At 60.2% G+C, this 26951-nt stretch carries 25 protein-coding genes; 4 read left to right on the forward strand and 21 right to left on the reverse strand.

From position 1 onward, the window contains the following. Positions 1 to 15 precede the first annotated feature (15 nt). The 21 genes from GMET_RS11850 to GMET_RS11950 form a co-directional block, all read right to left on the reverse strand. On the reverse strand, positions 16 to 1116 hold the full coding sequence (locus GMET_RS11850; protein ID WP_004513269.1) for a DegT/DnrJ/EryC1/StrS family aminotransferase: 1101 nt from the start codon (positions 1114 to 1116) through the stop codon (positions 16 to 18). 8 nt (positions 1117 to 1124) lie between these two features. Continuing rightward, positions 1125 to 2057: a Gfo/Idh/MocA family protein gene (locus tag GMET_RS11855; RefSeq protein WP_004513268.1), complete on the reverse strand. Its 933-nt coding sequence runs from the start codon at positions 2055 to 2057 to the stop codon at positions 1125 to 1127. Next, on the reverse strand, positions 2054 to 2824 hold the full coding sequence (gene lpxA / locus GMET_RS11860) for an acyl-ACP--UDP-N-acetylglucosamine O-acyltransferase (RefSeq protein ID WP_004513267.1): 771 nt from the start codon (positions 2822 to 2824) through the stop codon (positions 2054 to 2056). The genes GMET_RS11855 and lpxA overlap by 4 nt, the downstream gene beginning before the upstream one ends. Positions 2825 to 2826: 2 nt before the next feature. Beyond that, complete coding sequence (gene fabZ, locus GMET_RS11865; RefSeq protein ID WP_004513266.1) at positions 2827 to 3279, reverse strand: 3-hydroxyacyl-ACP dehydratase FabZ; 453 nt, start codon at positions 3277 to 3279, stop codon at positions 2827 to 2829. A gap of 2 nt (positions 3280 to 3281) precedes the next feature. Continuing rightward, complete coding sequence (gene lpxD / locus GMET_RS11870) at positions 3282 to 4319, reverse strand: UDP-3-O-(3-hydroxymyristoyl)glucosamine N-acyltransferase (RefSeq protein ID WP_004513265.1); 1038 nt, start codon at positions 4317 to 4319, stop codon at positions 3282 to 3284. Positions 4320 to 4322: 3 nt separating this feature from the next. After that, complete coding sequence (locus tag GMET_RS11875) at positions 4323 to 4844, reverse strand: OmpH family outer membrane protein (protein ID WP_004513264.1); 522 nt, start codon at positions 4842 to 4844, stop codon at positions 4323 to 4325. Between the two features lie 63 nt (positions 4845 to 4907). Continuing rightward, complete coding sequence (bamA, locus tag GMET_RS11880; protein ID WP_004513263.1) at positions 4908 to 7166, reverse strand: outer membrane protein assembly factor BamA; 2259 nt, start codon at positions 7164 to 7166, stop codon at positions 4908 to 4910. A gap of 48 nt (positions 7167 to 7214) precedes the next feature. Then, the gene (locus tag GMET_RS11885) at positions 7215 to 7892 is read right to left on the reverse strand and encodes an ABC transporter ATP-binding protein (RefSeq protein ID WP_004513262.1); all 678 of its coding nucleotides are present in this window, start codon (positions 7890 to 7892) and stop codon (positions 7215 to 7217) included. Next, a complete protein-coding gene (locus GMET_RS11890; RefSeq protein ID WP_004513261.1) occupies positions 7885 to 9156 on the reverse strand; it encodes a lipoprotein-releasing ABC transporter permease subunit in 1272 nt (423 codons plus the stop codon). Before GMET_RS11890 ends, GMET_RS11885 begins: the two co-directional genes overlap by 8 nt. A gap of 77 nt (positions 9157 to 9233) precedes the next feature. Next, on the reverse strand, positions 9234 to 10709 hold the full coding sequence (gene lysS / locus GMET_RS11895) for a lysine--tRNA ligase (RefSeq protein WP_004513260.1): 1476 nt from the start codon (positions 10707 to 10709) through the stop codon (positions 9234 to 9236). 122 nt (positions 10710 to 10831) lie between these two features. Beyond that, on the reverse strand, positions 10832 to 11812 hold the full coding sequence (locus GMET_RS11900; RefSeq protein WP_004513259.1) for a hypothetical protein: 981 nt from the start codon (positions 11810 to 11812) through the stop codon (positions 10832 to 10834). Positions 11813 to 11854: 42 nt separating this feature from the next. Continuing rightward, a complete protein-coding gene (locus tag GMET_RS11905) occupies positions 11855 to 12328 on the reverse strand; it encodes an FKBP-type peptidyl-prolyl cis-trans isomerase (protein ID WP_004513258.1) in 474 nt (157 codons plus the stop codon). Between the two features lie 15 nt (positions 12329 to 12343). Beyond that, positions 12344 to 12820, reverse strand: a complete 477-nt coding sequence (locus GMET_RS11910) for an EVE domain-containing protein (protein WP_004513257.1) — start codon at positions 12818 to 12820, stop codon at positions 12344 to 12346. A gap of 10 nt (positions 12821 to 12830) precedes the next feature. Further along, a complete protein-coding gene (locus GMET_RS11915) occupies positions 12831 to 14072 on the reverse strand; it encodes a DUF1015 domain-containing protein (protein ID WP_004513256.1) in 1242 nt (413 codons plus the stop codon). Between the two features lie 32 nt (positions 14073 to 14104). Next, on the reverse strand, positions 14105 to 14905 hold the full coding sequence (locus GMET_RS11920; protein ID WP_004513255.1) for a C40 family peptidase: 801 nt from the start codon (positions 14903 to 14905) through the stop codon (positions 14105 to 14107). Further along, positions 14905 to 16024, reverse strand: a protein-coding gene (gene prfB / locus GMET_RS11925) for a peptide chain release factor 2 (protein ID WP_011366043.1) whose coding sequence is annotated in 2 segments (ribosomal slippage) — positions 14905 to 15954 and positions 15956 to 16024 — 1119 coding nt in all. Because the reading frame shifts where the segments join, the coding sequence is not laid out codon by codon here. The genes GMET_RS11920 and prfB overlap by 1 nt, the downstream gene beginning before the upstream one ends. An 11-nt stretch (positions 16025 to 16035) precedes the next feature. After that, entirely contained in the window at positions 16036 to 17601 is a 1566-nt protein-coding gene (gene lnt / locus GMET_RS11930; protein ID WP_004513253.1) for an apolipoprotein N-acyltransferase, read from the reverse strand. Continuing rightward, a complete protein-coding gene (locus GMET_RS11935; RefSeq protein ID WP_004513252.1) occupies positions 17601 to 18455 on the reverse strand; it encodes a hemolysin family protein in 855 nt (284 codons plus the stop codon). The genes lnt and GMET_RS11935 overlap by 1 nt, the downstream gene beginning before the upstream one ends. A 43-nt stretch (positions 18456 to 18498) precedes the next feature. Beyond that, the gene (locus GMET_RS11940) at positions 18499 to 19206 is read right to left on the reverse strand and encodes a diacylglycerol kinase (protein ID WP_187148484.1); all 708 of its coding nucleotides are present in this window, start codon (positions 19204 to 19206) and stop codon (positions 18499 to 18501) included. A 70-nt stretch (positions 19207 to 19276) separates the two neighbouring features. After that, positions 19277 to 19729 (reverse strand): rRNA maturation RNase YbeY, encoded by a 453-nt coding sequence (ybeY, locus tag GMET_RS11945; protein ID WP_011366044.1) that lies wholly within the window; start codon positions 19727 to 19729, stop codon positions 19277 to 19279. Further along, the gene (locus tag GMET_RS11950; RefSeq protein WP_011366045.1) at positions 19626 to 22034 is read right to left on the reverse strand and encodes an HD family phosphohydrolase; all 2409 of its coding nucleotides are present in this window, start codon (positions 22032 to 22034) and stop codon (positions 19626 to 19628) included. Before GMET_RS11950 ends, ybeY begins: the two co-directional genes overlap by 104 nt. Positions 22035 to 22293: 259 nt before the next feature. Here GMET_RS11950 and eno point away from each other — a divergent pair, with 259 nt between their 5' ends. The 4 genes from eno to GMET_RS11970 all read left to right on the forward strand — a co-directional run bounded on the left by eno (position 22294) and on the right by GMET_RS11970 (position 26948). After that, the gene (gene eno, locus GMET_RS11955; protein ID WP_004513248.1) at positions 22294 to 23583 is read left to right on the forward strand and encodes a phosphopyruvate hydratase; all 1290 of its coding nucleotides are present in this window, start codon (positions 22294 to 22296) and stop codon (positions 23581 to 23583) included. A 147-nt stretch (positions 23584 to 23730) separates the two neighbouring features. After that, entirely contained in the window at positions 23731 to 25161 is a 1431-nt protein-coding gene (locus GMET_RS11960) for a nicotinate phosphoribosyltransferase (protein WP_004513247.1), read from the forward strand. Positions 25162 to 25181: 20 nt separating this feature from the next. Next, a complete protein-coding gene (pncA, locus tag GMET_RS11965) occupies positions 25182 to 25781 on the forward strand; it encodes a bifunctional nicotinamidase/pyrazinamidase (protein WP_004513246.1) in 600 nt (199 codons plus the stop codon). A 99-nt stretch (positions 25782 to 25880) separates the two neighbouring features. Next, a complete protein-coding gene (locus GMET_RS11970) occupies positions 25881 to 26948 on the forward strand; it encodes a 3-deoxy-7-phosphoheptulonate synthase (RefSeq protein WP_004513245.1) in 1068 nt (355 codons plus the stop codon). Positions 26949 to 26951: the final 3 nt, after the last annotated feature.

Here is a 26951-nt window from a genome sequence, read left to right on the forward strand (position 1 = left end):
AAGCGTTGCTTCCGGCTATGCCTTGAGGGCCGATTTCACCACGTCCACGACCCGGCGTACCTGTTCTTCGGTCATCTCCGGGAAGATGGGGAGGGACATGCAGCGGGATGCCACCTCCTCGGCCGCGGGGAGGGAAACACCGGCGTAGTCGGCGGCGAAGACATCCTGCTTGTGCAGAGGAATCGGATAGTAAACCGCCGAGGCAATCCCCGCGTCGGTGAGGGCCTTCATGATGGCGTCGCGGCGGTCGGTGAGAAGCGTGTACTGGTGGTAGACATGGGTTCCCTTGCCATCCTCGAAGGGAGGGGTGGCGCCGGTGCCGGCCAGCAGTTCGCTGTAGAGGTGAGCCACGCGGCGGCGCCCCTCGCTGTATTCCCGGATGTGCTTGAGCTTCACCCGCAGGATCACGGCCTGTATCTCGTCAAGGCGGCTGTTGTAGCCAATGACCGAGTGATGGTAGCGAACCTTGCTCCCGTGGTTGCGGAGCACCTTCACCCGCTCGGCCAGTTCCGGGCAGGAGGTGGTGACAAGGCCGCCATCGCCATAGCACCCCAGGTTCTTGCTGGGGAAGAAGCTGAAGGCCCCCAGCGCCCCGAAGGTGCCGGTCATGCGACCATTAACGTCGGCGCCGAAGGACTGGGCGCAGTCTTCGATCATCAAAAGACCATGCTTGGTGCAGAGGGCCTGGATGGCATCCATGTCCGCCGGCTGGCCGAAGAGATGAACCGGAAGGACCGCCTTGGTCCTGGGGGTGATGGCCGCCTCGATCCTGGCAGGATCGATATTGAAGCTCTTGGGGTCCACGTCCACGAAGACCGGCGTGGCCCCCACGTAACGGATCGCCTCGGCAGTGGCGATAAAGGTGAAGGGAGAGGTGATCACCTCATCACCCTCCGTGATCCCTGCAGCGGCAAGGGCCAGGTGGAGGGCGTCGGTCCCCGAGGCAACGCCGATGGCATGCTTTACGCCGAGAAACGCGGCCGCTTCCTCCTCGAACGCCGTCACGTTGGGCCCGAGAATGAACTGGGTCTTTTCAAGGGCTTCCAGAATGCCCCTGTCGATCTCCTCCTTTATTGCATGATACTGCACCTTCAAATCCACCATCGGAATATTCATGGTTTCCCTCACAGTTTTTTGCTGATCTTTATCGCCGTTTCCAGCGCCCGCTTGCCGTCCTGGCCCGATACCACCGGCTTTGCGCCCGTCCGGACGCACTCCAGGAACGAGGCTATTTCGGACTTCAGGGCATCTCCCTGATCAAACGACTTTTCCTCCATGTCAACCTTGGGAACACCGGGAAGCATTTCTCCGCTCCCCTTGCGGAACACCGCCAGCTTCTTGTTCTGGAAGTCGACGGAGATGTAGGAGTCGGCCTGGAATATCCGCATCTTCCGCTCGCTCTTGAGGCTGATGCGGCTGGCCGTGACGTTGGCCACGCAACCGTTCTCGAACTGGATGCGGGCGTTGGCGATATCCTCCTCGTCGGTGAAGACCGGGGCGCCAATGGAGCTGATCTGCTTCACCGGCGAGCCGACAATGGTCTGGATGATGTCGATGTCATGGATCATCAGATCAAGAACCACGTTCACATCGGTTCCCCGGGGCTTGAAGGGAGCGATCCGGATCGACTCAATGAAGCGGGGCCCGGTCAGAAGTCCCTTGAGGCCCACGATCACCGGGTTGAACCGCTCAAGGTGCCCCACCTGGAAGACCACACCGTTATCTTCGGCAAGCCGGATGAGTTCGTCGGCCTCTTCGACCGTGGTCGTAACCGGTTTCTCCAGGAGGACGTGAACGCCCCGTTCCAGAAACGCCCGCGCCACCTCGAAGTGGAACTGGGTCGGCACCACGATGCTGACGGCGTCGACCTTGTCGAGCAGCTCCCGGTAATCGGTGTAGGGGGCCGTCCCCACCTTGGCGGCCACCTCCTCCGCCCGGGGCCTGCTGGTATCAACCACCCCGATCAGATCCGACTCAGGGAGCTGGGCGAATTTCTCCGCGTGGAAGAGGCCCAGATAGCCAACGCCGATCACCGCGGTCCGAATCTTTTCCGTCATCGGCAGATACCCCTTTCCGATTTTTGTGCGAACTCGATGAAGTGAACGATCTCGGGAGACATGGGGACCTCTTCCCGGATGCGGGCAATGGCCTCGTCGAGCCGCAACCCCGACCGGAGCATCAGACGATAGGCCTTCTTCACGGCACTGATTGTGTCCGGGGAGAAGCCGCGCCGCTTGAGGCCTACGGTGTTGAGCCCCGCCGACGTGGCCCGGTTGCCGCTGGCGATGGTATAGGGGAGGACATCCTGCCCCACCATGGCGCCGCCGGAGAGCATGGCGCTCTCGCCAACCCGCGTGAATTGGTGCACGGCGGAAAGCCCGCCGAGAATGGCATGATCCTCCACCACCACGTGCCCCGCCAGGGTCGATCCGTTGGCCATGATGACCCGGTTGCCGACAACGCAGTCATGGGCCACATGGCAGTAGGCCATGAAGAGGTTTCCCTCGCCGATCACCGTTTCGCCGATACCGGTCACCGTTCCCGGCTGGAGGGTCGTGAACTCCCGGATAATGTTCCTCTTGCCGATCCGGAGCCAGGTTTCCTCACCCCGGTACTTGAGATCCTGGGGGATCCCCCCCACAGACGCCATATGAAAGATCTGGCACTCCTCGCCAATATCGGTCCAGCCGTCAATGACCGAGTGGGCGCCAATCCGTGACCCGCGGCCGATCCTGACATGCTCGCCGATGATGGCATAGGGGCCGATCTCGACCCCTTCGGCCACCTGCGCCTCGGGGTGTACGATTGCCGTGGGATGAATCATTGTTACAACCTGTCCTTGTCGGCAAAGGTGGCCTTGAGTTCCGCCTGGGTCGTCACCTTCCCCTTGACAATGGCCTTGGCGCTGAAACACCAGATGCCGCGCTTGCACCCGGTGGCCGCAACCTCGATCCGGAGTTGGTCTCCCGGCAGCACCGGCTTGCGGAATTTCACGTTGTCAATGGAAGCAAAATAGCAGACTTTATTCCGGACTTCGTCGTCCGATGCCATGTATGCAAGGATACCACCCACCTGGGCCATGGCCTCGACAATCAGCACCCCCGGCATGATGGGATGACCGGGGAAATGTCCCTGGAAGAAAGGCTCGTTGATGGTAACGTTCTTGATCCCCACGATCCTTTCTCCCGGCACGTGCTCCACGATCCGGTCCACCAGGAGAAAGGGGTAACGGTGGGGAAGGATTTTCATGATTTCATTGATATCAAAGACAGTTTCCATTATCAGGCTCCTTGTTTCTCTTCCAGTTCCCTGACCCGCTTCTCCAGTTCGGCGATCGTCTTCCTCAGTTCAGGGAGTTTCGGCACCACCGCAGACGCTCGGAGCCAATCCCGGTGGTTGAAGGCAGGGATGCCGCTCACCATGGAACCGGCGGGGATATTGCCGGGAATGCCCGACTTGGCCCCCACCATGGAGTTGTCGCCGATTTCCAGGTGTCCCGCAACCCCCACCTGGCCGGCGAGGGTCACGCGCCTGCCGAGCTTTGTACTGCCGGAAATCCCCACCTGGGAGACGATTGTACAGTTTTCGCCGATCACACAGTTATGGGCTATCATGACGAGGTTGTCGATCTTGGTCCCCCGCCCGATGCGGGTAGCGGCAAGGGCCGCCCGGTCGATGGTGGTGTTGGCGCCGACCTCCACATCATCCTCAATGACAACGATCCCCAGTTGAGGGATCTTGTAGAAACCATCGCCGTCCGGGGCGTAACCGAAACCATCGGAACCGATGATGGTACCGGCATGGATTGTAACCCGGTTCCCGATGCGGCACCCCTGGTAGACGACAACGTTGGAGTGGAGCGTCACATCGCTGCCCAGGGTGACCCCTTCATAGATGACAACACCCGGAAAGATCGTCACCCGGTCCCCGAGCGTTACGCCGTCTCCCACGAAGGCTCCGGGATAGATGGTGACGTCGCTCCCCATGGCGACGTTGTGGCCCACCAGCGCCCCCTCCATAACCCCTTGGGGCTTCCGTGGCGCGACATGGAACAACGTGAGCAGCTTGGCAAAGGCCAGGTAGGGGTTCGCCACGTGGATCGCGTTTCTGCCGTGGCGCTCGCCCCCCGGCGGCAGCACCACTGCGCCGGCTCCGGTTGTGGCAACCTTTGGCGCGTAGCGGGGATTGGCGAGGAAGGTAATCTGGTGATCGGCGGCATCGTCAAGGCTTGCAACGCCGGATATCGTCTTGGACTCGTCACCGGCAACGGTGCCGCCGAGGTATTCGGCAAGTTCCCTGAGGGTTCGCGAGACCGCCATGGGCTACTTCTTCCGCGACGCGTTGAAGAGCTTGAGGATTTCGTCGGTCACGTCAGCCTTGTCATCCACATAGATCATCCCTTCATTCCGAATAAAGATGAAGGAGTAGCCGTTCTTCCTGCCGTAGTCCTGAACGACCTTCTCAAGCTCTTCAATGATCTTCTTGGTGAACTCCTCGTCCTTGGTCTGGAGCTCGTCTTGGGCGTCCTTCGTGAACCGCTGGAACTCCTTGAGTTTCTGCTGGTAGTCCTTTTCTTTGTTGCTGCGGGCAGCCTCGGAAAGGAGGACACTCTGTTTCTCAAGGTCGTCCTTGAGCTTTTTAAGCTCCTCCTGCTTGGTATTGATCTCGTCCTGGTACTTCTTGACCTTGGCGGCAAGCTGCTCCTTGGCCTCCTTGCCGGACTCGGAGAGATTGAGGGCCTTCTGCATGTCGATGTAACCGAGTTTGCCGCCGTCAGCCCCAAAGGCCACGGAAGCGAGCACCAGAGAACCCACGATGGATGCAACCGTAACGAATCTTTTCATTTGTTTCTTCCTTTCGTGCCGTAATACTGCGATTCAAATCGTATGGGCCAGCGGCCCGTACTGTCAGAAGAAGCTTCCGATGGAGAACTCGAACTTGCCACTGGTCTTGTCGATGCCATCCCTGGGGTTGATGGGGATGCCGTACTCGAGGCGCAGCGGTCCAAGCGGCGATACCCAGCGGATACCTGCGCCGTAGCTCATGCGAAAACTGGAGAACATGGTGTCGCCCGTGTCATAGACGTTGCCGGCATCAAAGAACGCGACCCCCTTGAGCCCGGCATCCTTGAGAAGCGGGAACGTGTATTCCAGGTTGAAAACGGCTTCCTTGTCCCCACCGATGAACGCCGCCTCGCCGGTAGAAGTTCTCTTGTAGGGGCTGATGCTCCGCCCCTCGTAGCCACGGATCGTGTTGATCCCGCCGGCGAAGAAACGTTCGTCGATCGGAACATCCTTGCCGATGCCCTGGATGTAACCAAGTGCGCCCCTGAGGCTGAGGACCGTGCTCCACTTCATGGGGAAGAACAATGATGTATCACCGAAGTAGCGGATGAAGCGGCTGGTGCCCCCCAAACCGGCGACCTCGATGGAGATGTTGTTCACCATCCCCGTGGTCGGGTCGAGCCGGTAGTCGGTGGTGTCACGGGTGAGGCTCGCGGTGATGGAGCTGGTGGTGGACGTGGTTTCGGGGATTATATCCTCACTCGACACATTGACGTCGAATATCTTCTTGTCCTCGTACTTGTACATCCAGAGGGTCCGCATGGTGTCGCTCAACGGATACCCCGCCTTGATGTCGCCACCCGTGGCGCGCCGCGTAAAGTCGAGGTAGTCCCGCTCGGTGCGGTAAATGTCAGCGCCCACCGTCCAGCGGGTATCGAGGAAATAGGGGTCCGTGAGCCCCACGTTATAGGTAGAGGACTTGCCGCCGATGGAGGCGGCGAGGTTCGCCTTGAGACCGAGCCCCAGGAAGTTCCCCTGGGAAACCGAGCCCTGGCCGATGAGACCATCAAGGGAACTATAGCCGGCGCCGATACTGAACGTCCCGGTCGGCTTCTCCTTCACCTCCACGTTCACATCGAGCTTGTTGTCGGCACTCCCTTTCGCGGTGGCAATGTTCACTTCCTCGAAGAAACCGAGATTCATGAGACTCTGCTTGCTCTTCTTGAGTCCGGTGCTGCTGTAAGCATCCCCCTCGACAAGCTTGATCTCTCGACGCAGGACCTTGTCGCGGGTCTTGGTGTTGCCGATGACATTTATCCGGTCGATAAAAACCTTTTCCCCCTTCTCGAAATCAAAGGTTATGTCAACGGTCTTCTTGTCGGCGTTTATCTTGGAAAGGGGGGTAACGTTGGTGAAGGCGTACCCCTTGTCGGCATAGAGGTCCGTGAGAGCGAGCACGTCAGCTCGCAGGTTCGCGCGGTTGAACGTCTCGCCAGTCTTGACCCGAAGCCCCAGGCCGAGCACGTCCTCCTTCTCCAGGAGGTCTCCCTTGAACCCGATGGAACCGGTCTTGTACTGATCCCCTTCGGTGATGCCGATGGTAACGGCAAGACCGCTGCGATCCTCCAGGACCTTGACGTCGGGCTCTCCAACTTTCACGTTCACGTAGCCGTTGTTGAAGTAGAGGTCGGCAATGAGATTCACGTCGTTCTTGAGGACTTCGTCCTTATAGGTTCCGGCGCCGGTGAGCCAGGACAGAAACCATTTCTCCTTGGTCTCCATGACGCCACGGAGCTTCTTGTCGGGGAAGGCCTTGTTACCCTCGAACCGGATCGCTTTGATGAGGACCTTTTCCCCTTCGGTGATGGCGACGACCACTCTGACGTCGTTGCCGGAACGTTTCTCGCCCTTTACATCGACTTCGGCCAGGTAATACCCCTCGTCGGCGTACAGTTTCTTTACCTTCTTGGCGCTCAGAGTCAGTTCTTTCTGCGAGAATATGGTGTTGGTTTTCAGGCCGAGGGCCTCTCGCACCTTATCGGTGGAGATTTGCTTTGCCCCGTCGATCTTGATCTCGCGAATGATCGGCTTCTCGACGACCGTATAAACGAGAACAACGCCGCCGTCCGATTTCTCCGTGTCGGCCTTCACATCCTGAAACTGCCCCAGCCGATAGATGGCACGGATGTCCGCGTCAACCTTCTCCACGTAGAAAAGGTCGCCCGCCTTAAGCGTTACGGCATTGAGTATGGCCGCAGCGTCGATTCTCCGGTTGCCCCTCACCTGAACGTCGGAGATTTTCTCCCCTTCGGCAAAGGCCCCTTGGGCAGCGAGAACGACTGCCGCGGCGATACCAACTCTAGTTGCATGTAACCGAATCACTTCTCCCCCGGGAGAATGGAATGTACAGCTGTATATGCGCCGATTGCGTTAATCGGCAACGACCCGGCCGTCCACCAGACGGACCGTCCGCCCCATGTAAGATGCGAGTTTCTCGTTGTGGGTAACGATGACGAGCGTCACCCCCCGCTTCCGGTGAACACGCTCAAGGGTTTCATGCACTTCGTCACTGGTCTTCATGTCGAGGTTGCCGGTCGGTTCGTCAGCCAGAAGAAGCTTTGGAGAGAGAACCAGCGCCCTGGCAATGGCGACCCGTTGCTGCTCCCCTCCCGAGAGTTCACCCGGTTTATGGGTAAGACGATGCGCAAGCCCGACCTCCCCAAGAAGCTCCCTGGCCGGCGCTGCTGCATCAGAGCGCTTAACGCCGGCAATGAGCAGCGGCATCATGACATTCTCAAGGGCCGTGAACTCCGGCAGCAGGTGATGGAACTGGAACACAAAGCCGATGGAGTGGTTCCTGAACGAGGCCAGGGCCGCATCACCCAACCGGAAGACATCCTCTCCCCCGAAGCGCACACTGCCCGAAGTCGGTCGGTCAAGGGTTCCCATGATGTGGAGAAGCGTACTCTTCCCCGTCCCCGAAGCCCCGACGAGGGCGATGGTTTCGCCTTCGGCCACGGTCAGGTTTATCCCCTTCAGAACATCGACTCGGGTTTCCCCGGAACCGTAACCCTTCGTGAGATCCATCACCTCAAGGAGACTACTCATAGCGCAGCGCCTCCGCAGGCGGCAGCTTCGACGCCTGCCAGGACGGGTAGAGGGTCGCCACGAGCGATATGAGTACCGCCGTCACGGAAATCAGGACAACGTCGGAAAGGACCACCCGGGAAGGGAAGTGATCCAGATAATAGACATCCTTACTAAAGAGTTCGAAACCGGTCACCTTCTGCACGACGCCGACGATCGGTTCCAGATTGTAGGCCACGAGGAGGCCACCGATGACCCCGATGACAGTCCCGGAAATCCCTATTATGAGGCCCTCCAGCACGAAAATCTTCATGATGCTTCGTCCCGTGGCCCCCATGGACTTGAGGATCGCAATGTCCTTCGTCTTTTCCAGAACCACCATGAAGAGCGTCGAGGCAATGCCGAAGGCAGCGACCAGCACGATCAGGGTCAGAATGACGAACATTACCATCTTTTCCGTCTTCAACGCAAAAAGAATGTTCTTGTTCATCTGCATCCAGTCCCGAGCATGGAAGGGGAAGCCGAGCTCGCGGTCGATTTTTCGTACCAGCTCTCCGGTACGATAGACATCCTGCACCCGGAGCTGAATGCCGGTGGCGGCGTGACCGAGGGAGAGGAACTCCTGGGCCTCTGAGAGCCCCACATAGGCGAGGGTGGAATCATACTCGAACATGCCGGTATTGAAGAGCCCCACGACACGGAACTGCTTCATCTTAGGTACCATGCCGAGGGGTGTTATGTTGCCGAGGGGGGAAATGACGTTGACCGTGTCGCCGGGGTAAATATTGAGGGAACGGGCAAGCTCCCGACCGATGATGATGCCCGGCTTGGGAGGCTCCGGGGTCGCGAGAGGAAGGGGCGAACGCTCCAGGTCTCCGAGCTTACCCTCCACAAGTGATCGGTAAAGATTGGTTACCAGGGGATCGGTCTTGACGTCGATGCCACGGAGCACCACGCCGGAGACATTGGAGCCGGTGGAAAGCATGACCTGGCTGTAAATAAACGGGGTGGCGGCCACAACCCCCTTCATCTTCTTGAGCCGCTCCATGATGGCGGGATAGTCTTCCATGGTGCCGCTGGACTTCAGGACCACCACGTGGGCGTTGGTTCCGAGGATCTTTTCCTTCAGATCCTCCTCGAAACCGGTCATAACCGCCAGCACGACAATGAGAGCCATTACCCCGAGGGCGACTCCGGCGGTGGAGATAAAGGTGATGATCGATATGAAGGTCGACTTCCGCTTTGCCTTGAGGTAGCGGAGGCCAATAAAGAGTTCGTAGGACATTTTGGATCCGGGGACTGTGGACCGGAAATCAGGGACCGCAGAAGGCCCCTGATTCTCGATCTGCTTACGTAATCCCGTTATTTCTCCTTGCGAAGTTGCGGGAAGAGAATGACGTCCCGGATGGACGGGGAGTCGGTCAGGAGCATGACGAGGCGGTCGATGCCGATCCCTTCTCCGGCCGTCGGAGGCATCCCGTACTCAAGGGCGCGTATGTAGTCCTCGTCCATGTAGTGGGCCTCTTCGTCACCCTTGGCTTTCTGGGCAACCTGACCCAGGAAGCGCTCCTTCTGGTCCACGGGGTCGTTGAGCTCCGAGAAGGCATTGGCCATCTCGCGGCCGGCGCAAAAGAACTCGAAACGGTCGACGATATCGGGATCCTTGTCGCTCTTGCGTGAAAGGGGCGACACCTCCGTGGGATACGCGGTGATGAAGGTGGGCTGGATCAGCTTTACCTCCGCCACCTCCTCGAAAATCTCGGTGATAAGCTTGCCGTAGCCCACGTCGGTCGGCAGGTCGAGCCCGATGCTCCGGGCGTAGGCATAGGCCAGGTCGCGATCTTCGAGGGATTTTGCGTCGATGTCGCCGTACTCGAGGATCGCCTCCTTCACGGTAAGCCGCTTCCAGGGACGCTGGAAGCTGATCTCCACCCCCTGATAGGTGAAGTCGAGGGTTCCGAGCACCTCCTGGGTCACGTGACAGAGAAGCTCCTCGGTGAAATCCATCAGGTCCTCGAAGGTGGCGTAGGCCTGGTAGAACTCCATCATGGTAAACTCCGGGTTGTGACGGACCGAAATTCCCTCATTGCGGAAGTTGCGGTTAATCTCGAAGACCCGTTCGAACCCTCCGACCACCAGACGCTTGAGATAGAGCTCCGGCGCGATGCGGAGAAAAAGCTCCATGTCGAGGGCGTTGTGGTGGGTAACGAAGGGACGGGCCGTGGCTCCTCCGGGAATCGGCTGCATCATGGGCGTTTCCACTTCGAGGAAGTCGTGACGCACCATGAATTCGCGGATCAGGTTGACGATCCGGGAGCGCTTGATGAAGACCTCCCGCACCTCGGGATTCACGATCAGGTCAACGTAGCGCTGGCGATATCGGGTCTCGACATCGGTGAGACCGTGGAATTTCTCCGGAAGAGGAAGGAACGATTTGGTGAGGAGCCTGACCTCGCTCGCGTTAAGGGAGAGCTCGCCGGTCTTGGTGCGGAAGGGGGTGCCGGTGGCGCCGATAATGTCGCCGATATCGAAGGACTCAAAGGCTTCATAGGCCTCGTCACCGAGAGTGTCCTTGCGCACGTAGAGCTGTATGCGCCCCTTGCGGTCCTGGAGCTGGACGAAGGCGGCCTTGCCGAAGGAGCGGCGAGCAATGATCCGACCGGCCACCACAAAGGGGTCTGCCCCCTCTTCTATAATCTCGCACTTTCCATACGCAGCCACCACGTCCGCCGATGTGTGCCGGGGTTTATAGTCATTGGGGTAGGGGTTGATCCCTGCCTCCCAGAGGGCATCGACCTTGCGCCGCCTTTGAAGCAGCAATTCGCTCAGTTCTTCCATGTGACGTGTAATCCCTTTCTCTGTGCCGGTTTCGACCGGTTTAACAAACCCGCAAATTAGCCCACGGGCAAAGCCAAGTCAAGATAAAACCGGGAACTTTCGGGAGATCCCGGTGCCAGTCCTTACTCCTGAAGCCTTCCCGCCACAACATCTTTCAACTCTCCGGACGAACTCCCCTCGAAGCGGACCGCCCCCAGATACTCTCCGTTCAGGTAGCAGGCACCGCCACCTGCCATGAGACGCTCGCCGGTCGTGTTTCTGAAGGCGAAGCTCACCCCGCTCTGGGGAGCCCGGAAGGGCTCTTCTCTCTCAACGGGGAGAGAAAATCTGGCAACCGGCGCGAGGTTGGAGGAAACGGAAACTGCCTGGACATCCGGGGTCGCATCAACGACATTCTGGGCCACGACCGACACCTTGTCCCGCTGGACGCCAGGAAGCTGAGCCTTAACCGTTACCTCAACCATACCGTTCCCCCTGAGTCTGAAATCGTAGAAAGGGGTCCAACCGGTTCCCGTGGTGAGAAAACTGTAGGAAGCGCTTCCCTTTCCAGAGAGCCATACGCGAGCCACGCTTCCGCCGATTCCCCCTTCCTTCTTCAGGGCTTCGATGCGGGCATCGACCGTCTTGAGCCCCTCCTCTGCGCGGCGACGCCCACGGTAGACCTCCTCCAGTTGGGTCACGGCGTAGTCGGTCCCTTTTCTGATGGTGTCGAGGGGCTGGGGATTATTCTTAGTCTTACGGGGGGCTTTACTGCTCTGGGATTTGGCTGCGGCCTTGAAAATCTCCTGGCGGACGTCCAGGGCCTTCAACCGGTCTTCCAGGGTGCGGCGCCGTTCCATGAGATCCTTCATCTCTTTTTCAGCCTTGGAGTCAGGCCGTGCGGGGACAACATCCACCCGCGCTACAGGCACTGACCCTGCGGGGCGTACTCGAAACGAGCCGGGGATGTAGTTGCCGGGGAGTGGCAGCTCCAGGTACCCTTTGGGGGCTGAAGCCACACCTTCGACCCGAGTGCCATCAAGGAAGTAGGTTACGTTTTTAGAAGCCGCAACCGCAGGTGACACAACCACAAATAGCATGACCGCAACGATCAGAAACCGCATAAGCCCTCCCTGGCAGTTCAGTTGTGCAACATGAAGCGTCGGTTACTTCGCAGCCTCGAGCAGTTCCACTTCAAATATGAGGGTCGCGTTGGGGGGGATCACGCCGCCGGCCCCGGCAGCGCCATACCCGAGTTGGGCCGGCACGATGAGACGCCGTTTGCCCCCCACCTTCATGGTCATCACCCCTTCGTCCCAGCCGGGGATCACCTCGCCGGCGCCAATGGTAAAGACAAAGGGCTCGCCCCGGTCCACGGAGCTGTCGAACTTGGTGCCATTCTCGAGCCAGCCGGTATAGTGAACCTTCACGGGCTTGCCCGAGGTCGGCTGGGGGCCGTTGCCGACAACGAGATCCACGTAGGAAAGCCCCGACGGTGTCGTGACGGCTCCAGCCGGCGCCGTGGAAACGGCGGCGGGCTTGGCCTCCCCCAAGGACTTCGCGTCCTTGTCGGAACACGCGGCAATGGCAACCCCGGTGACAAAGAGAAACAGAACGAGCAACTTTTCAACGGATCTCACGTAAACCTCCCTGCTTCAATCAATTCCGCCCAGGCGGAGGATGTATTCCCACTCGTGTTGCGTCACCGGCTGAACCGACAGGCGGCTCCTCTTGAGAAGCACCATACCGGACAGTTCGGAATGTATCTTCATCTCGTTGAGGGTTACCGGCCGCTTCAGGGGCCGGACATACCTCACGTCAACCATGTACCAGACAGGATTGTCCCCGCCCGCCCGGGGGTCGAAGTGTTCGGCCGACGGATCCAGTGCCGTCCAGTCGGGATAGCCTTCGCTCACCACCTCGGCGATGCCGACGATGGCGGGCTCGGGGATGTTGCTGTGGTAAAAGAGAACTCCGTCACCGGGCTTGATCTCATCCCGCAAGAGATTGCGGGCCTGGAAGTTCCGCACCCCGTCCCAGTGCTCGGTGCCGTTGGGGCGCGCCTTCAAGTCATCGAAGGAGAAACAGGAAGGCTCGCTTTTGAAGAGCCAGAAACGGCGCTCGCGTATCACGGTCATCCTGCTACGAGAGCTGGTGGACAAAGAGCCCGCTGCGCAGTTTCGGTTCGAACCAGGTGGACTTGGGGGGCATTATCTGCCCGGCATCGGCCAGCTGCATGAGTTCTTCCATGGAGGTGGGGTTGAGAGAGAAGGCGATCCGATAGCCCCCGCCATCCACGAGCCGCTCCAGTTCGTCGGTCCCCCGGATTCCCCCCACAAAGGAGATCCGCTGGTCGGTGCGGGGGTTGCGGATGGCGAGAATCGGACTCAGGAGATTGTTCTGGAGGATGGAGACATCCAGGTGCGACACCGCATCCCCCTCGTCGAAGGTTCCCTCCTTGGCGACGAGCTGATACCAACGCCCCTCAAGGTACATGCCGAATTCGTGCCGCTGGGACGGCGCGAATCCCCCGGTCGCCGGCGTTATGGCAAAGCGCTCGCCGATGCGGGCCATCAACTCGGCAACGGAGTGGCCGTTCAGGTCCTTCACCGCCCGGTTGTAGGGCATGATGTTCATCTCGCTGTCGGGGAAGATGACCGTGAGGAACCAGTTATACTCCTCGTTTCCCGTGTGGCCGGGATTGGCGGCACGCCGCAGTTCCCGCACACGGCCGGCAGCGGCGCTCCGGTGATGGCCGTCGGCGACGTAGAGGGTTTCGATGGCGGCAAACCGCGTCGTGAGATCATCGATGACCGCCCGGTCGCTGATGATCCAGAGGGTGTGGATGACCCCATCGTCGGTGGTGAAATGATAGGTAGGTTCACCGGCGGCCACGCCGGCCACGATGGCGGTTATGGCGGGGTCGTTACGGTAGGTGTAAAACACCGGCTCGTCGTTGGCATCCAGGTAATCGATATGCCTGACCCGGTCCTCTTCCTTGTCGGCACGGGTCAGCTCATGCTTCTTAATGACGCCGCTCTCGTAATCGTCCACACCGGCACAGACCACGAGGCCCGTCTGCTCGATGGCCCCCATCCTCTGGCGATAGACGTAGTAACACTCGTCCCGGTCCAGGATAAGAGTTCCCTCGGCGATGAAGCGCTGCATGTTCTCGCGCCCCTTCACGTAAACCTCCTCGGCATAGGGGTCCACCTCCGCCGGAAGATCGATCTCGGGACGGGAGACATGGAGAAAACTGTACGGATTGCCAGCAGCCATGGCCTTCGCCTCCTCGACGTTCATGACGTCATAGGGAAGCGCTGCGACCTTCTCGGCCAGAGATTTTGGCGGGCGCAGTGCCCGGAAAGGTTTGATCAGTGCCATGAAATTACCTCATTTTCGAAACTTCATCTGAATTAGAAATACCTGCGTCCACCCATGAACTTCTTCGCAAAGTAGTTCTCGTCGAGGGATGAGATCTTGATGTCATCACCACGACGGGGGGCATGGACGAACCGCTTGTCTCCCACGTAGATGCCCACGTGGTTGATGCTATCCTCGGATGAGCCGAAAAAAACCAGGTCGCCATCCTTCAGGTCGTCACGGGCCACCGGGTCCCCCACCTTGAACTGTTCCCGGGAGGTGCGGGGGATGTTGACACCACAGAGGTTGTAGACGGCGCGGGCAAAACCGCTGCAATCCATCCCGTCCACAACGGTATTACCCCCCCAACGGTAGGGTATCCCCACAAAACGCTCTGCGGTACGGGCAGCAATCTGCCCCATGTCCTTCTCCCCCTTCGGGGCTTCGGGCTGCTTCTTTCGGGGCTCTGCGGGAAGACGGCCAATGGTGGCCGCAGGCTCCCGTTTCACCACGGTTTCGCGTTTGCCGGAAAGGTCCTGGGGCGGCGCGATAAAATAGGCGCCGATAAGGCCGTCGGAAACCAGCTTCCGGGCCTCCTTCTGGGCAGCCTGCTTGGATGGGAAATCGCCGAAACGGACGGCGTAGAGACCATTGTCCCGCTTGAAGTAGAAGGCTTCGATTCCCCGCACCTGGAGCTGGGCCGCCAGGCGTTCGGCGTTTTTCACCTCGGAAAAGGCCCCCACCTGGATGGCGTGGCCGATGCGGGAGATTCCCGCCCGCGGCGCGGCACAGCCGGCGGCCGCCAGGAGGGAGACGACAATAAATGCTATCAGATGGACAACGAATCTCTTCATCAGTCTACGGTGTCCTTAACGTCCCGGCGTACCCCCATGAGGAAGGCGACGATGAACTCCTCGAGATCGCCGTCCAGAACCGCGTCGGGGTTGCCGGTTTCAACGCCGGTCCTCAGATCCTTCACCATCTTGTAGGGATGAAGGACATAGGAGCGAATCTGGCTTCCCCAGCCGATCTCCTTCTTCTCACCGCCGATCTCGGCGGCCTTGGCCTCCCGCTCCTGAAGCTCCTTCTCGTAGAGCTTGGCCCGGAGCATCTTCATGGCGGTCGCCTTGTTCATGTGCTGGCTCCGCTCGCACTGGCTGGCAGCCACGAGGCCCGTGGGGATATGGGTGATCCGGACGGCTGAATCGGTAGTATTCACGTGCTGGCCGCCGGCCCCGCTGGAGCGGTAGGTGTCGATTCTCAGATCTGCTTCGTTGATCGTTACCTCGATATCGTCCTCGATCTCGGGGAAGGCGAAGACCGAGGCGAAGGAGGTATGTCGCCGGGCATTGGAATCGAAAGGAGAAATCCGCACGAGGCGGTGGATGCCGGCTTCGGCCTTAAGATAGCCGTATGCATACTCACCGTCAACGGTAAAGGTGGCCGACTTGACCCCAGCCTCGTCGCCGCCCTGATAGTCGGTGATCTCCGTTTTCCACCCCTTGCGCTCGCAGTAGCGGAGATACATCCTGAGCAGCATCTCGGCCCAGTCCTGGGCCTCGGTACCCCCTGCGCCGGCGTTGATGGAAAAGTAGCAGGCGTTCTTGTCGTGGGTGCCCGAGAGCATCCGCTGGAACTCGGCCCCCTCCACATCCTTTTCCAGCTGGTCATTGAGTGCCCGGACCTCGTCGAGGGTTCCCTCGTCCCCGGCCTCCTCGCCCAGCTCGATCAGCACCCGGATATCGTCGGCCTGACGGGTCAGACGGTCCCAGAGCTCCAGGATCTTCTCGATCCGCGTCCGTTCCCTGAGGAGTTGCTGGGCCTTCTCGTTGTCATCCCAGAAGCCGGGGGCCGCGATATGGGCCTCCATCTCCTGGATATCCTCCCGCTTGCTGTCTATGTCAAAGAGACCCCCGGAGCTTGGCGATGCGCTCCGAAAGATTTTCAACGCGGGCTACTTCTTCTCTGAACATCCATGACTCCTTTATTGATGGTGAATACTCTTTCTTCTGAAAGCAAGGGCCGCAACCACCGCCGCGCCCGCAACACACGCCCAGGCGAACACGTCGCCATAACGGTTATAGAAGCTCTCACCCTCCCCCAGCCGCACCTCGCCGTTCAGCACCGCCTCTTGGAAGAGAGGGGTCATCCCCCGGATGTGTCCCCTGCTGTCGATGATGGAGGTTATGCCGGTGTTGGCAGCCCGCACCAGCGGCACCCGGTTCTCCACGGCACGGAAGACGGTCATGGAGATATGCTGGTAGGGGGCCGAGGAGCGTCCGAACCAGGCGTCGTTGGTGATGTTGACAAGGAGGCGGCTCCCGGCCCGGACGTAGGCACGGGAGAGTTCCGGGAATATCCCCTCGAAGCAGACGAGGATGCCGATCCTCCCCTTGCCGGTGTCCAGGGCGGCTATCTGCGCACCGGGCGAGAAATCGCCGATGCCTGCCACGAGCTTGTTCACGAAGGGAAGGAGTTTTGCCATAGGGACATACTCGCCGAAGGGGACCAGGTGAATCTTGTCGCTGCGGCCGATCACGTCCCCCCACGGGGAAAGGAGAAAGGCGCTGTTCAGGTACTTCAGCCGCTCCCCGTCCTTCTCGAAGGCGGGGCTTCCCACCACGGCGCAGGTTTTGAGTTCCCTGGCAAGCCCCTTGATGCGGGAGGCGTACCGCGGCTCGTCCTGAAAATAAAACGGGGCCGCGCTTTCGGGCCAAACCAGAAGATCGGAAGGGCCGGCGGCGCAGGCCTTGCGCGACAGCCGCTCGTAGATGGCGACGGTTTCCTCCTGGAACGACGGATCCCACTTGATGTTCTGGTCGATGTTTCCCTGGATGAGGGCCACCTTGAACGGCGCACCGCCCTCGGGGACATGGAGGCGCTTGAAGCCGTAGGCAATGGTAACCAGAAGCAGCACGAGCAGGAGTACGACGCTCTTCACCGGGTAGGGAGCTGGCTCCCGGGCCGCAAAGCCGCGGATGATCCGGAAGAGGACCACGTTTGCCAGGGCGATGAGAAAGCTCAGGCCGTAGACCCCGGTGATGTCGGCGATCTGAATGAGGGGAAGGGTCCGGTACTGGGTGTAGCCGAGACTCGCCCAGGGAAACCCGGTGACGAGGAAGGCGCGGCCATACTCCAATCCCACCCATAGCAGCGGAAACGAAATGAGCAGGGAAATCCCCCGCTCCTCCCCCCGCCGGACCAGATAGGCCACCACGGCCGGATAGAGGGCCAGGTAGGACACGAGCATGGAAAGGACGCCGACGCTCACGATCCACGGAAGCTTTCCGTAGGTGGTGACGACAATGGTGATCCAGTAGAGAATCCCGGCGTAGGCGGCGAGTCCTGTGACGAACCCCAGCCGGAAGGCCTTGCGGGGGTCCTTCCGGCCGCAGGCGAGCAGGAGCGGCGCAAACGCGATCCAGGCCAGGGGGGAGATGCCGGGACTCGGGAACGAGAGGGCAAGGAGCACCCCCGAGAGAACCGCCATCAGGTAGTCACGCCGTGGAATGGCGTCAAAATCGGGCATCCGTAATCTGCGGTAGTCCACTACCCTTCGGTCTCCTCGGAGGCGCCGGCCCTGCGGGCCACCCGCACCTTCCTGATATTCCGTTCGCCACCCTCAAGGACAGTCATCCGAAGAGCGTCGTTTTCGATCTCCTCGCCGACCTTGGGGATCCGCCCGGTCAGGTGGAAGATGAGCCCGGCCACGGTGTCGAACTTCTCCCGCTCGATTTCGATGCCGAAGCGCTCCTCAAGGTCTTCGATGGGGAGTCTGGCATCCACAAGGACCGAGCCGTCGGGCTCCTCCACGATCCAATCCTCCTCAAGGTCGTACTCGTCCTGGATATCTCCCACGATCTGCTCCAGCAGGTCTTCGATGGTGACGAGCCCCGACGTGCCCCCGTACTCGTCGATGACGATGGCGATATGGACCCGTTTGCGTTTGAACTCCTGGAGGAGCTCTTCCAGGTTCTTGGACTCGGGAATGAAGTAGGGGGTGCGCATAATACGCCTGATATTGATGGAGGAGTCCCCCATCCCCCAATATTTGAGGAGGTCCTTGGCGTAAATGAGGCCGATGATGTTGTCGACAGTCCCGTCGTAGACCGGAATCCGCGAGTGGCCGCAGGTTATGATGGTCCTCAGCACCTCTCCCACCGAGGTATCGGCGGAGACGCAGGCCATGTCGGTGCGCGGCACCATGATCTCCCTGACCACCGTGTCGCGGAGCTCGAAAATGGAGCGGATCATCTCGTTCTCTTCCGGGTTGATGAGCCCCTCTTCCTCGCTGGCATCGATGATATCCTGGATCTCCTCTTCGGTGATCCGCTTCTTGCCGGTCAGAAACCTGCCAAACATGTCCATCAGTCCGGCGCTTTTCCTGCCAGAGCCCTCGTCCAAGGCCTGTATTCCTCCTTTGTCGTACAGTGGCGTATAAAAACGCCTATTTCATGAACCGGAACAGCATCAACACCAGGAGGGTGATTCCCGTCCCGGTGGCCGCGCCGAAAACCACCTCGCGCATGGTGTGGATGTTGAGCAGGAGCCGCGAATGGCTCACCATGACGGCAAGGATTATGGCCAGGATCGAAGTGAGGGGATCCTGGGTATTGAGCGTGACCAGCGTGGCGATGGAAAAGGCCACTGCCGCGTGTCCGCTCGGCAATCCCCCCTCCAGCGGCGTCCCCTTGCCGGAAATCGACTTGAGGATCACCACCACGATCACCACCGCCAGCAGGGCCACCACCGCCCCCATCTCCGACGGGGTACCTATCATGGCAAGCGCCTCCTTGTAAATGGGAAAGATGTAATGGGACAGGATCAGATAGCCCATGACCGCTGCGCCGATGGCCGCCACGAGCACCCCGCCGGCGGCCACATCCTTAGCGATCCTGGCCAGGGGGTGGTACTCCGGCGACACCATGTCCACCACCACCTCCACTGCCGTATTCATGAGCTCGGCAAAGAGCACGAACGAAACAGAGACTGCCAGAAGCGTGAACTCCAAGGCCGACACCCTGAGAAAAAGCACCGCGAAGAGGAGCACCAGGGCCGACAGGAAGTGCCGGCGCATGTGCTTCTGGGTGCGGGTGGCCCAGAATATCCCCTCGATGGCGCAGTTGACGGAATCGATGAAGCGCGACGGCTTCACGGGGTCGCCGTTGGGCAACGTGGGGGAAGGCCGAAGCGGGCTCCCCTCGGCGTCCGTGTCTCCGTAGGGGCTAGACAAGCCCTTCCCTCTCCAGGATCGCGAAGATTTCCCGTTCCTTCGCCTCCATCCGCCGGGCTTCCGCCTCGCCGCTCCGCTCGTGGTCGTAGCCGGTAATGTGAAGGATGCCGTGGAGCAGCAGAAAGCAGAGTCGGGACCAGAAGGAGACTCCCCCCTCTTCCGCCTCCCGGGCCGCCGTGTCCGCGGAGATGATCACATCCCCCAGCATGGCGGGATTGAGGGCACCGAACTCCCCCTCGGCCATGGCGAAGGAGATGACGTTCGTGGGGCGGTCCTTGTGGAGATACTCGCGGTTGACACGCCTGATGCCGAGATCGCCGGTTATGACCACCGACAGCTCGCTATCGGGATATCCCAAGGCGCTTAATATCCTCTCCGCCACTTTTCTGAGGCGTGGCGTCCCGATCGGGTGCCGCCTTTGCCGGTTCGCTATCGCTACCTTCACTCGGTTTCTTACCTCCAGTCGGTTTCTCTTTTTCCTTGAAGGCCGGCTCCGGGTAATCGATGCGCTGATGGTAGATGCCGGCCAGGATACGGTTGAAGCTCTTGGCGATTTCGTGGAGGTTCTTGAGGGTCAGTTCGCATTCGTCAAGCTGACCGTCGATGAAGATGTTGTTGATGATCTTCTGCACCAGCCCTTGGATGCGGTCAGGAGTCGGGTTCACGAGGGTGCGGGATGCAGCCTCCACGCAGTCGGCCAGCATGACCAGGCCCGCCTCCCGGGACTGGGGCTTGGGGCCGGGATAGCGGAAATCGCGCTCGTGCACGGCCTGTCCGTCACCGGCCTGGGTTTTTGCCTTCTGGTAAAAGAAGCTCATGAGGGCCGTGCCGTGGGACTGCCGGATAATATCGACAATGGGGCGCCCCACCCGATGCTCGCGGGCCAGCTCAACCCCCTCCTTCACGTGTGAGATGAGAATGAGAGCGCTCATGCTCGGGGCAAGCTTGTCGTGGCGGTTATCGCCTCCTCCCGTATTTTCGATGAAGTACTGGGGCTTGCTGATCTTGCCGATATCGTGGTAGTAGGCCGCCACTCTTGCCAGGAGCGGATTCGCATTGATCGTCTCCGCAGCCGCCTCCACCAGGTTCCCCACCAGGACGCTGTGATGGTAGGTACCGGGAGCGCGGACCATCAGCTCCCGCAGTATCGGCGAATTGAGGTTGGAGAGCTCGAGGAGCTTGATATCGGTCACGTAGTGGAAAACGGTTTCGATCAGCGGGATAGTGCCGGTAACGATGGCCGAACAGAGGAGTCCGCCGGCCAGGGCGAAGAGGGCGCACCAGATGGTCTGGAGGGAGAGGAAACTGTCGCTCATAGTCTGGAAGGCAAGCGCCATGGCGAAGTTCACCACGCTTACCTTAACCCCGGCCGTGTAGATGCGGCTCCGGTCCTTGCAGTGGCGGACGCCGTGAGCGCCGACGATCCCCCCGAGCAACCCGTAGACCACCACGAAGAGGCTGTTGTTGAACATGATACCCAGGAGCGGCGCCGTGATGGCCGTATAGACCATGGCCACTTCGGAGTTGAGGATGATCCTGATCAGCATCGGACCCACGGCAAAGGGAAAGAGGTAGAAATAATCACGGGCATCGATGCTGGGAAATGGTGTCCCCAGGGCCGCCGAGATGGTCAGAGCGATCTTGAGCAGAAAGAACATGCCGGCCGTAACCAGGGAAATGAGAAGCAGATCCTTGGTGACGGGGCTGAATTTCCGGATGTTCTTGCGGGCGAATCGGTAGGGAAAATAGAGGATTACGAGAACAAGGCCAAAGAGGCCGATGCCGGTGAAAAGTTTGTTGATGTCCCCCCCCGCAGAGGAAATCATCTCGAGCTTCTGGACCTGCTCAGCGGTTACCCGCTCACCCACCCTGACGATCATCTCCCCCTGCTTCACCTGGAGGAGGACCGGGCGGACCGAATACCGGGCCCTCTCCTGGGCCTGCTCGGTCAAATCCCTGCTGAAGGTCAGATTCGGCCGCACCCCTTTCCCCACGAACCCCTTCAGTGTCTCGATCTCCCGCGGAGAGAGGCCGGGGGTGCCAATCTTCATCCCCTTGACGATCTCCTGAACCTCGGCAGGCTCGATGGGAGAAACCGTGTACTCCATTTTCCCCAGCGATTCGCCGGTCCGGGCATCAACAAGGACAATGCCGTGGGCTGTGTCACCGGCAAAGGATCGCTTGTCGACCACAATCTTGTTGGCATAGAGCCGTTCGGCCAGGGCACGCACATGGTCCATCAGGCCGGCATCGGCCCCGAGTCGCATGAGGAGGGCTTTCTCCGCAGGTGAAAGGCTGAACCCGAAAAGCCCCCTCAGGGATTCGTCCAGCCCCACCCCCTGGGAAGGCTCGGCGGTTGCAGCCTGCTGAAGGAGAGCAAGGGCCTGTTCGACGCGTCCCACCAACTCGCCAGCCCCATCCAGTGAGAAAGCATACACGTAAGGGACAGCAGCCTCGGCCTCATTGCGCTTCTTTTCGGTGAGGAGACGGTCCTCGAGAAGATAGTCCTGGGTCGCCCTGATATCGGTAGTGGCGATATCCCCGGCCTTGTATCGTACGGAAAGGAACTCCTGGCGGGGAAGGATGAGCAGGGTGAGAACAAACGCGGTAAGAAGGAGGAGAACCCGGCGATTCCTGGCGTCCTGGCGCGGATTAGAAAAACGCTCGAGGAGATTGTTAAAGAGCCTCCCGACGGATCGAGGGAGAGAGGCACGCATTTCATTATCAGTGTTACTGCTTTGGGTGGGCATATCTAATTAATCGTATTGTTACCCTGTTGGGCACGGGAAGTGCCGTTACAGTTGCAAGGAGCATAACGTATTGAGAAAAATACTATATCGTTCCTCTCGGGGGCCTGTCAACTCCGATGACGGTCTCTCCTCCGGAACGCCGTGTCACCCCTGCCATACACATTAAAAATGTTTCCTTTCAGCATCAATTCTGATATATATTCCGCTGTTTTGCCTATGGTCGGAAGACCAAAGTACATATTTCTGCAAGGGGGCCAGAATGAGCGAAATTACCGATGTCTACGCGCGAGAGATACTCGACTCCCGCGGCAACCCGACCCTGGAGGTCGAAGTTTTCCTGGAGTCCGGCGTTATGGGAAGGGCTGCCGTTCCCTCCGGCGCATCTACCGGCGAGCGCGAGGCCCTGGAGCTTCGCGACGGAGACAAGTCCCGCTACCTCGGCAAGGGGGTCCTCAAGGCAGTCGACAACGTCAACAACATCATTGCCGAGCAGATCATCGGCATGGAAGCCACCGACCAGATCGGAATCGACCAGCGGATGCTGGATCTGGACGGCACCGAGTACAAGAGCAACCTGGGAGCCAACGCCATTCTCGGCGTGTCCCTGGCAGTGGCCAAGGCCGCAGCCGAAGAAGTGGGGCTCCCCCTCTATCAGTACATCGGCGGCAGCAACGCCAAGGAGCTTCCGCTCCCCATGATGAACATCCTGAACGGCGGCGCCCATGCCGACAACAACGTCGACATCCAGGAATTCATGATCATGCCGGCCGGCGCAAAATCCTTTGCCGAGGCGTTGCGCATGGGGGCTGAGATCTTCCATGCCCTGAAGGGTGTCCTGAAAGGTAAAGGATACAATACCGCCGTTGGTGACGAAGGCGGTTTCGCCCCTAACCTGAAGTCCAACGAAGAGGCCCTGGAAGTCATCATGGACGCGATCCAGAAGGCCGGCTACAAGCCGGGCGAGGAAGTGCTCCTGGCCCTGGACGTGGCCTCTTCGGAACTCTTCAACGATGGCGTCTACACCCTGGAGAACGAGGCCGAGCCCAAGAAAACCCCGGCCCAGATGGTCGATTTCTACGAAAACCTCGTAAACAAATACCCGATCGTCTCCATCGAGGACGGCATGGCCGAGAACGACTGGGACGGCTGGAAGCTCCTCACCGACCGCCTGGGCAAACGAATCCAGATCGTCGGCGATGACCTCTTCGTCACCAACCCCCGTATCCTCAAAGAGGGGATCCAGAAGGGGATCGCCAACTCGATCCTGATCAAACTGAACCAGATCGGCTCCCTCACCGAAACCCTGGACGCCATCGAAATGGCCAAGCGCGCCGGTTACACCTGCGTCATCTCCCACCGCTCGGGCGAGACCGAGGACACCACCCTGGCCGACCTCTCCGTGGCGGTCAACGCCGGCCAGATCAAGACCGGTTCCCTCTGCCGCACCGACCGGGTCGCCAAGTACAACCAGCTCCTGCGGATCGAGGACGAGCTCGACACCACCGCCCTCTTCCGGGGCAAGGATGTCTTCTACAACATCCGCAAGTAGTCGGGGCGGAACACCTTAGCAACACGATGAAAGGCGGGAGCGATCCCGCCTTTCATTCGTTTGGGCACCTCGCGCCCCTGAACCGCCAGCCAGTGCGAATGTGGTATACTCATCACCAATCACCATCCCTCGCAACGGAGACATGCCATGAGCTACTCACCGCTTCTGACCGACCTCTACCAACTCACCATGCTTGCCGGATACCTGGAAGAAGGGATGGCGGACAAACCGGCGGTGTTCGACATCTTCTTCCGGCACAACCCCTTCCAGGGGGGGTATGCGGTGTTCGCCGGCCTTGACACGGCCCTCGGCTACCTGGAGAACCTCCAGTTCACGGAGGATGATCTCGAGTATCTCCAGGGGCTGGAAATCTTCCGCCCCCGATTCATCGATTTTCTCCGCTCATTCCGGTTCCGGGGAAAAGTAACGGCGCCTCCCGAGGGAACAGTGGTTTTCGCCAATGAGCCCCTTGTGACCATCGAGGCCCCCCTGGCCCAGGCGCAACTGGTGGAGACGGCGCTCTTGAACATCATCAATTTCCAGACCCTGGTGGCCACCAAGGGTGCCCGAATCGTCCATGCGGCGGTGGACGGCACGGTGCTGGAGTTCGGCCTGCGCCGCGCCCAAGGGCCCGACGGGGGAGTGAGCGAAGCCCGGGCCGCCTACATTGGCGGGGTTCGGAGCACGAGCAACGTGCTGGCGGGGAAGCTCTTCGGCATCCCGGTAAAAGGAACCCATGCCCACAGCTGGATCATGGCCTTTCCCGATGAGCTGACCGCCTTCCGCGCCTATGCCGAGGTATTCCCCGACACCTGCATCCTCCTGGTGGACACCTACGACACCCTCAAAAGCGGCATCCCCAACGCCATCACCGTTGCCCAGGAACTCCGCTCCCAGGGGCACGAACTGGTCGGGGTGCGGATCGATTCGGGTGACCTGGCCTACCTCTCCCGGGAGGGACGCCGGATGTTCGACGAGGCGGGCTTCCCCGGCGTAAAGATTGTCGCCTCCAACGAGCTGGACGAATACGTGATCGAATCGATGCGGAGCGAAGGGGGCCGGGTCGACATCTACGGCGTGGGGACACGTCTCGCCACCTGCGCCGGAGAGGGGGGAGGAGCCCTGGGCGGAGTCTACAAGCTGGTCAGGATCGGCGACCGCCCAAAACTCAAGGTGACCAGCGACGTCGCCAAGGCGACCCTTCCCGACCGCAAGCGGCTCCTGCGGGCCGTGGCCCCCGACGGCTCCTTCATCCAGGACGTGCTCTGCCTCGCCGACGAGGACATTGCCCCCGGAGCCACGGTGTACGACCCTTCCAATCCCCTTCAGTTCGTTGCCATCCCGCAACAGGCCCGCTTCGTCGAGATTCGTGGCGTTGTGATGGAGGACGGTGTGCGAACGGCGAAATCTCCTCCCAGCCTGGACGAGATGGCCGACCGCAGCCGTGACCAGCTCACCCGCCTCCCCCAGGGATGCATGCGTTTCATCAATCCGCATAAATACAAGGTCTCCATCAGCGCCGGTCTCAACGAGCTACGGCTGCAGCTTATGGACGAGGTTCAACGGGGATATAAATAGATCCAGCAGGAGAACTATCCATGAAGAGCACGTCAGCCCTTCTGATCGTCGACGTCCAGAACGATTTCTGCCCCGGAGGCTTGCTACCCGTACCAGAGGGGGATCGGGTCGTCCCGCTGCTCAACCGCTACATGGAGCTTTTCAGAGAGAAAAAGCTGCCGATCATCGCATCCCGGGACTGGCATCCGGCCATCACATCCCACTTTCGGGACTTCGGTGGCATCTGGCCGGTCCACTGCGTCCAGGGGAGCGAGGGGGCCCGGTTCCACCGCGACCTGGCCCTTCCGGACGACGCCATTGTGATCTCCAAGGGACAAGACCCGGCTCAGGACGCCTATTCCGCGTTCCAGGCGACCACGGAAAGCGGCGTGTCCTTCCCGGAACTCCTTAAAGAGCTGGGTATCACCAGACTTTTCGTGGGGGGCCTCGCCACGGACTACTGTGTCAAGGAATCGGTTCTGGACGGGCTGCGCCACGGTCTTGCGGTAACACTCCTTGAGGATGCGGTACGGGGGGTCAACCTGACTCCCGGCGACTCGGCAAGGGCTATCGAAAACATGGTCGTTGCCGGCGCGGTGCGAATGAATTTCAGCAGGCTTCAGGCCGACCCTCCCTCGTGACCGTCCATGAGAGGGAATACATCCCGTTTGACTTTTGAGGGGGAAAGCGCTAGAGTGATTCGTCTCAAATCCCCATGAAATCAAAGGACAATTCCCGTAATGACCAAGACAAGCAACCTGAAGGTCACGAGCATTACCCCCATCATCGCCCCTGCCGACCTGCGGCAAGTTTTCCCCCAATCGCTGGAAACAGCTGAATTCGTTAATGCGAGCCGGGCCCACATCAAGAACATCCTCAAGGGGAAAGACACCCGCCTCATGGTGGTGGTGGGCCCCTGTTCCATTCACGACCCCAAGGCCGCCCTCGACTATGCGGGGCGCCTTGCGCGACTCGCCAGCGAACTCTCCGACCAGCTTTTCATCGTGATGCGGGTCTACTTCGAGAAGCCCCGCACCACCATCGGCTGGAAGGGGCTCATCAACGACCCCGACATGAACCACACCCACCAGATCTCCAAGGGACTCGGCATCGCGCGGCGGCTCCTGAACGACATCACCAGCATGCTCCTCCCCGTGGCGTGCGAGATGCTCGATACCATCACCCCTGAATACCTGGCCGACTATATCTCGTGGGGCGCCATCGGCGCCCGGACCACCGAGAGCCAATCGCACCGGGAGATGGCGAGCGGCCTTTCCTTCCCCGTGGGCTTCAAAAATGGCACTGACGGCAACCTGCAGATCGCCATCGACGCCATGAACGCGGCGCTCCACCCCCACAGCTTCCTCGGCATCAATCGGGATGGCAAGACCTCCATCATCCAGACCACCGGCAACCCGGACGTGCACATCGTCCTGCGTGGCGGCAAGAAGCCCAACTACTCTCCCGAGGACATCGCCAAGACCGAAGAGATGGTTGAAAAGGGGGGTATCTTCCCGACCATCATGGTTGATTGCAGCCACGGCAACTCGGAGAAGCGCCACGAGAAGCAGCCGGAGGTGCTTGACAGCATCGTCGACCAGATCGAGGCGGGCAATCGCTCCATCTCGGGGGTCATGATCGAGAGCTTCCTCGAAGCGGGGAACCAGCCCATTCCCAAGGATCTGTCCCAACTCCGCTACGGGGTCTCCACCACCGACAAGTGCATCGACTGGAAGACCACCGAGGAAATCCTGCGCAAGGCCCATGAACGGCTCAAGCGCTGCGGCGGAAGACCGATGCACGGTTGATCC

This window comes from Geobacter metallireducens GS-15 (assembly GCF_000012925.1).
Taxonomy (GTDB): Bacteria; Desulfobacterota; Desulfuromonadia; order Geobacterales; family Geobacteraceae; genus Geobacter; species Geobacter metallireducens.